4 protein-coding genes are annotated in these 6,863 nt (G+C 39.0%); all 4 read right to left on the reverse strand.

Features of this window, described 5'->3' with window-relative positions; translation table 11 throughout:
• Nucleotides 1-750: 750 nt before the first annotated feature.
• Nucleotides 751-1,329, reverse strand: coding sequence for a hypothetical protein (locus tag M0R33_RS24175; RefSeq protein ID WP_292574523.1), 579 nt, complete (start codon nt 1,327-1,329; stop codon nt 751-753).
• A 214-nt stretch (nt 1,330-1,543) separates the two neighbouring features.
• A complete protein-coding gene (locus M0R33_RS24180; protein ID WP_292574524.1) occupies nt 1,544-4,492 on the reverse strand; it encodes a VIT domain-containing protein in 2,949 nt (982 codons plus the stop codon).
• Entirely contained in the window at nt 4,482-4,922 is a 441-nt protein-coding gene (locus M0R33_RS24185; protein WP_292574525.1) for a helix-turn-helix domain-containing protein, read from the reverse strand. Before M0R33_RS24185 ends, M0R33_RS24180 begins: the two co-directional genes overlap by 11 nt.
• A 72-nt stretch (nt 4,923-4,994) precedes the next feature.
• Nucleotides 4,995-5,732, reverse strand: coding sequence for a hypothetical protein (locus tag M0R33_RS24190; RefSeq protein WP_292574526.1), 738 nt, complete (start codon nt 5,730-5,732; stop codon nt 4,995-4,997).
• Nucleotides 5,733-6,863 lie beyond the last annotated feature (1,131 nt).

Consider the following 6,863-nt stretch of genomic DNA (forward strand, 5'->3'; position numbering starts at 1 on the left):
ATTCCTTTTTTGAAGCTTTCAGCTTGAAGCGACTCATGAGCAGTTCAGGTGATTGAATAAAAGGCTATTATCGCTTATTTATCAATGGATTGTAGGTGATTTGTCGCGCAGGAGCACGGATTAAGGTAAAACTCTTTTTTTTCATATCATCTTTCCGTTTATAATTTTTAACAAACAATTTCAAATTTCTATCTATAGCTATTTCACTCAGAAAATTAATTTTATACATGTTTCGAAGGTCACGAACAACTATTGACTAATAGTAGTCTCTAAAATTAGAGTTTTAAAATTATCGATTGTTATGACAACTCGAAGCATTTTTATTATATTGACTGTCTCCGTCCTGATGCTAACTGCCAACAATGCTTCTGCATTAAAAAAATGCATGATCAAGGGCAAGCCAACATATAAGAATGGCATTTGTACCGAAGGAACTGAAAACCAATAGTCAATGGACAAATTTCCTACGTTAGCTCTGAGGGACTCAGGAGCGATATGATTGCAAGAGAACAAAGGATTAATCGGGAACTAGCCATGGAAGCAGAACGGATTAAGGCAAAGGCAGCCACTAGAAATTATGACGGTGGATCATCCCGTGCTCATTTCGATAATAACGGCCATTTACAATGGCCAACTTAATCGCTTAGAAAATCAAATACAAAACCAACAGATTCAACGCAATTTGCAACAACTTATTCAATAACTGCTTGGTCACGAGAATTTATGCAAAACCTGTACGAAATTTTATACTTATTCTAGCCCCTCAATTCTTCTTACCCATTTGTTTAATTTTTCTAAATCAATGTTTCTTGAATTTAATTTCCAAGCAAGATAGCTTTTTCCTCCTGTAGACTGAGAAACCCTAGAAAAAAACCGTTCGCCATTTGAAACTGGATATAGATTTTCATGCGGGCCAGTATATATTGCACTCACAAACCACTGGCCGCAATTGATTTTAGATTGAACATATTTCAATGTTAACATAGGATGGTTATCTAATATATCGCAGATTTTCAATGGATTTTCCGTAAACAATTCGGCTGCAATTAGTGCATATCTTTTGCCAATTACACATAAAGCCGGAAGTTCGTCAATTACAAATTTTGTACCTTGCGTTCTTTGAGCTTCCGAGGAATCGGTAGCATCTTCCAGATTCATATAGAATAACGACCATGTTCTTTTAACAACAGATGTATCACCAGACCAATTAGTCCATTCATTACGAGTTTGGTATAAATGGTAAACTTTAATAATAAATGCTCTAGCTACTTGCTCAGAGCTTAAATCAATACTGTTTGTTTTAAAAACCAGACCCTTTAATCCTTGCATGGACATACCTATTATTTAGACTTTGTATTGGAAACGCAACCATCTTTACCATTTAATTTTTCGTAACTGTAACCTTAAACGTCATTTCGGCTTTACAATAGTTAATTAGAATCGTGTTTAAGTTTTATCATGCTTATTGCACTTCCAATAGAAATAGAAGCTATGAAAGCTGAATCAAAGCTTAAAACCGCACTTAAATAATATTTTTACATTTCTATTCGACTTCTAAATTATCGATATAATCTTGTGCGGCCGTATAACCTTGTTCGACAGCATTTTTAAACCAAAATCTAGCTTGTTTAAGATCCTTTTCTACGTGGCGACCATTTGCGTACATATCCCCCAAATTGACCTGAGCTTCGGCACAACCATTTTCAGCGGCTTGAATACATAAAGTTACTGCTTTTGAGTAATCTTGCACAACCCCAAGGCCTTGAGCATATAAAAAACCTAGTCTAAACTGCGCTATCGCGTGGCCGTTATCGGAGGCTTTGTTTAGCCAGAAGAAAGCCTTGCTATAATCTTTTTCACCCCCAATTCCATATCTATACATTAAACCTAAAATAAATTGTGCATTAACATGATCATTTTCTGCATCTAATAGGCACGCAGATAATCTATCAGTTGAGTCATAAATTTTATTGCAATAATCAATAAATCTAGCATCTATAAGTCTTGGCCAATCATTGATATATAATAGCCATTGCTCACCAACCGAAGAGCAATAAGATATATATACGGTATTTAAATACAATAGACTCTTGAGTTTGTATAATCCATTTTCAGTTATATTGACACAGTAATTAATTTGCAGCTGCTCCAGTCCGCTTAAATTTGTAATAAATTGAAACAATTTATCGGTCAATTTTGGGCCATTATTTATTGAAATCAATTTCAATGCTTTCAATTTTACCAAAGGGGCTAATCCGTCATCCGTAACATCTTGGCATTCAGTTAAAATCAACTTTTTTAATTTTAATAAGTGAGCAATATTGGCTATACTATCATCAGTTGGATGCTGTATTTCTATTTTAACAACTGGAGTCAATTCATTAAAATATGACAAGACATGACTTAAATCTGAAATAATTATAATTTTAATTTGACTGGTACGTTTAATTGCCATGTTTTTGGTAACAAAAACTCGTTTATCATTAACGAATAATTCCAATTCATCGTCCCGTACATTATCAGGAAATGGCAGCCTAATCCATTCATTATCTATATCAATAGTCTCTTCATTTCGTAAAACTAACCCAAGACTTTCATTTTTTGAACATTCAGTATATTCAGCATATTCGCTGGGCTCTATTTCAAAAGGTTCGAATTCGGCACTTTCACTCATATCGACATCATACATCTCATCACTATCCTTACTCATGGGGCAAAATGCTGCGTAATCGTCGAGTAAACTAGATGTTCCGGTACCACCCCAGCCAGCTGCTAACATTTGAGGCACCTTTCGTAGTTCAGGCATGCCATCTGTTTTAAGTTCTTCAGGTCGAACTTGAACCATTAAATAAGCAGTCTCCGTACATAACAGTTGATACTTAACTGCTAAGGCTATTTTGTCCTCACCGTTCAGAGTTGATAATTGTTGGTGAGCTGCAATACGGGATAAAGGATTCATCCTCTCATCCGATCCAACTGATCTAATCCCTACCTCTTGCTCCATGTAGTTATTCTGATCTTCAAAGATCGCCGATAATTTCACAATGCCTTCCGGTTTTTGTTGAAAGCTAGCAAAAACATGTACGGTATCGCCTGCAAAGAAATATCGCGGCGTCGTTTCCCATATCGTGTTAGTTGGCCAATCAACAATGATTGATTTTGCTGGTTCGGCATAAATGCGCTTAAAGTGACGCTCTATTTTCTCGGCCATACCTTCGTTTGGGTTGACTAACTCGCAAGCCGCTTGGGTTCCATCGGCTATTTCGCGGACAAAACGTTCAGAGACCGCGCTCCCAACACCCACAGTAAAAATGCGATGATGAGATGCGTTGGCTAGTTCGACGATTTCTTGAGTTTTCGAATGATCTTCTTCGTTATCCCAAACTTCGCCATCCGTGATCAATAACATATCGACTGGCTCATCATTGCTGGTCAGATTAATGGTTTGAGCCAACGCGGAGAATATTTCAGTTCCACCTAGGTCTGCCTCAATTCTGGCCACGATAGTGCGGCCAATTGCGATATTGGCGGGTGTGGCTTGAAGAAGTGTTTGTGTTTCAACGACTACTTCGCTGCCAAAGCGAACAAGTAAAAATCGATCATTTTCATGCAATGAATCCAAGATATTGAGGAGAGCCGCGCGTGCTTGCCCAATAGAATCACCCGACATAGAACCAGAACAGTCGATTAACAATTTGATCAACTTTGGTTTATCAGCTTTGCTCTTATCTTTAATCGCAGATGGATAGAAAGAGGCTAATGCCACATAGCCGTCTATGTCGAGATCGGAAATCGCACAAACCTTATTACCTGCAAATCGTAAATTTAAGATTAAATCCCTATCTAAAAATGAGCGTCCTTCCATTAAATGGACGTTAGTTGCATCCTCGCGATGTTGTAATTCGATTACATGTGATGGGCTTTCGATTAATGCGTTCCGCAACAAACCTTTAATCTCGACTTTTAAAGCAAATAAATGCTGAACGGTTAAGTCAATTTCTGGCAACTGGTGGGGCGCTAAGCCTGAATGTCCGTATCTCGGCGCCAATACGGTTGGTACGTGCCAACGCAGAACATCTTGAGTCCAACGATGAAGTTGAGTGTATTGAAATCTAATAACAGCAGTTTCGTTATGAGCCAGATTACCGACATTTACTGAATAAAAACCAGGCTCCAATTGTTGAAGCATAATGGCGGAATCACCCTCACTAATGGCTTCTTCATAACGTTCTTCTGCCTCTTTTCTTTCTTGAACAACACCAATCAATACCTTTTCGTCGAGCGTAACAGAGAAATTCAATAAAACCGCATCTAAAGGCAGAGGGAAAGTATAAACAGCTTCAACTGATTGGCTTTCATCATTTTGAAATGTTTGCGTAACACATACTTCGGATAGTAAATCCTGCAATGTCGCTTCAATATGGGTGCCTTTTAGCGGCATAACTTGGTCATTTGAGGATATAAGACCGTATCTATCGTTACTACCGTTCATCCTTTTCTCCGTCTAGATTTTTGATTTGCGCGTAAAGCGACATTACACTTTTAAAAAGTTGCCTAACTTGTTCCGAGCTTAGACCGGCTTGGGAAGGCTCTATTTGTAGTTCAATCCCGTGAGCAATAGTTAAATGACTCCAAACTTCAATTTGCCCGGCTTTCTTTTTCGGCAATAAATCCGCTGGTTCTTCCTGCTGTCTTAATAATTCACCAATACGTTCTAAAGACAGACCTGATTTTTGCCATTTGTTAATAAACAGCAATTGCTCTAAGTGCTCCTGCGTATAGTAAGCTGCTCTTTTTTGCCCAATAGGGCGATCCATTACTCCGGATTGAATATAAAAACGTACAGTTCTCTTGGGCGTTTCCGTCAAAGAGCAAATCTCATCAAGAGTAAATGTTTGGTCTATCGCTTCTGTGTCGGTCATGACGTTTTACTAACAAGAAAAATGTCGTGATCAACCGTATCGAAACGAGTCGATTCAAATTCCTGTATAACTTTATGCATAGCCTTCTTCAGAATAATCATCAAAATCTGGATTTGAACCAATTCTGCCACTATCTTCTCTGAAGAATGCCCCTGGATTATTTCCAAAATAATTTGCATTCGATATGCGTAAGTTATCAGTAACGCCTATAACTCTTGCATCTGGATAATAAGAGGCTTTAACTTCTGACGAAACCCATCCAGAACCATCACATTTGCGACACCCACCCCGCACACCACCATCTCCACAGCACACTGGGCAAATTTCCTGTCTTGCTTGCGTAGGTTCAATCCGAATAGGTGCATTGGGTATAAGGCATTTTGAACGCTTCGGTTGAATCTTATGTTTTAGGTTTAACAAACTGATATTGGTTTCGCCAGATATTACTGAGTGCCCTGATTGCTTTACTTTATTGTTAGGATCATCGCTCCGCAAATTTGGAGTGGATACTTTGTTTCTTTTATTTTTTGGATTTAAAAAAAGAGAACTTAATATTTTTCTTTTTTTAGCTTTTTTATTATTTTTATTAATCAAAGAGTGTTGTTGATAGTGAACACGGCGCTTATGTTTCTCTAATCTTTTCTCCTTAACAGCTACACCGCAAATCTCGCAGATCGATAATTTGGAATTTGGATTCTGTAAAAGGATGGATTTAATTACTTCATTTTTCGTAGAGTCTTTGGGCAAAACATGGCAATCACCAAAAAGCGCTTTTCTTATTTCAAGAAGCTGTTCACGATGAGTTTTCATAAGCTTTAGTCCCGATTGTTTATCATTAGTTAACAAACATCCGTAAGCCACGGTTTATTTTGCCGGATAGCTCACTAATCAATTCTGACTGAGTGCAAACCGCACTTCTGATTAAGAAAACATCAGCCATGGATTAATAATAACACAACTAATGACAATAACAACTGTCAATATGATGGGGCCAATACGCGCGTTTTGGTCTAACGAAGAAATGCTTAAATATTTGCTAATAGATAGACGACTGCTTCTGTCGATAGTTCTGACATTCATTCGCTATAAGCAATTGTCAAAGACAGCTTGTGGCTGAGTCGAGCCAAAGAGGACACAAGGTTGCTCGCCGAAAAGCTGCCATTCGCCGAACTTAGGGATGGAAAATTTCGCCTGCATCCCCGGTGGCCGCTTTATGGCCGGGTCGAGCCGACGACAATGCAAGATTGCTCGCCAAAAAGCGGTCGTTCGCTGGCGTGAGCGACGAGAAATTGCGCGGGCATCGTCACCGACCGGTTATGGCCGCTATGGATAGCTATCCATAGCGGCCACTATGCATAGTGCGCAACTATGAATAGCCGTAAATTACCATCGGTGGCAAAGCCTGGTTTCACTGGCATTTCAAACAATCCTCAGCTCAGAAGCTTTACATAGTTTTACCGAAGCTCTGAGGTGAAAATTTATTCACTTCAGAAAATTCGACGACCTCTGCCAACCATCAAATATTCAGATAGCTGCTTGAGTGCCGTTTGGCGCCCTTCGTTGATGATTTCATACTTGAATCGCTTGAATGTCGCCATGCATTTCATGGTGTATAGGCATCATCCAGCAAGCAGTGAAATTATGCAGTTCCTTCAAGCATTAAAACTATGTATAGAGCCCTTCTGGTAATCCCTTGTAATTCTTTGGGTGAAAATCGATTCTATTCATAGTTGCGCACTATGCATAGTGGCCGATTGTGTGAGGTCGCTAACGTCGGCTTTATAGTCCCTCCAGTGCCAGAATCTGGCTTCGAAAGACTGGTATCTTTGGAGAATCGCAAGTGGCAAAAATAGGTCGATTGAGCTAAATGACGACCGACCGTTAATCGAGTTAGTCTCCCCAGAAACCAGAGCAATGTTTAGCTTCTGATCCTGGGTCGAC

It is taken from the genome of Methylomonas sp. (assembly GCF_023228165.1).
Taxonomy (GTDB): domain Bacteria; phylum Pseudomonadota; class Gammaproteobacteria; order Methylococcales; family Methylomonadaceae; genus Methylomonas.

What these genes read in the sequence shown, in the direction of transcription:
- M0R33_RS24175 (WP_292574523.1), bottom strand. Translation starts at nt 1,329, where the DNA reads ATGCAAGGATTAAAGGGTCTGGTTTTTAAAACAAACAGTATTGATTTA.
- M0R33_RS24180 (WP_292574524.1), bottom strand. Translation starts at nt 4,492, where the DNA reads ATGAACGGTAGTAACGATAGATACGGTCTTATATCCTCAAATGACCAA.
- M0R33_RS24185 (WP_292574525.1), bottom strand. Translation starts at nt 4,922, where the DNA reads ATGACCGACACAGAAGCGATAGACCAAACATTTACTCTTGATGAGATT.
- M0R33_RS24190 (WP_292574526.1), bottom strand. Translation starts at nt 5,732, where the DNA reads ATGAAAACTCATCGTGAACAGCTTCTTGAAATAAGAAAAGCGCTTTTT.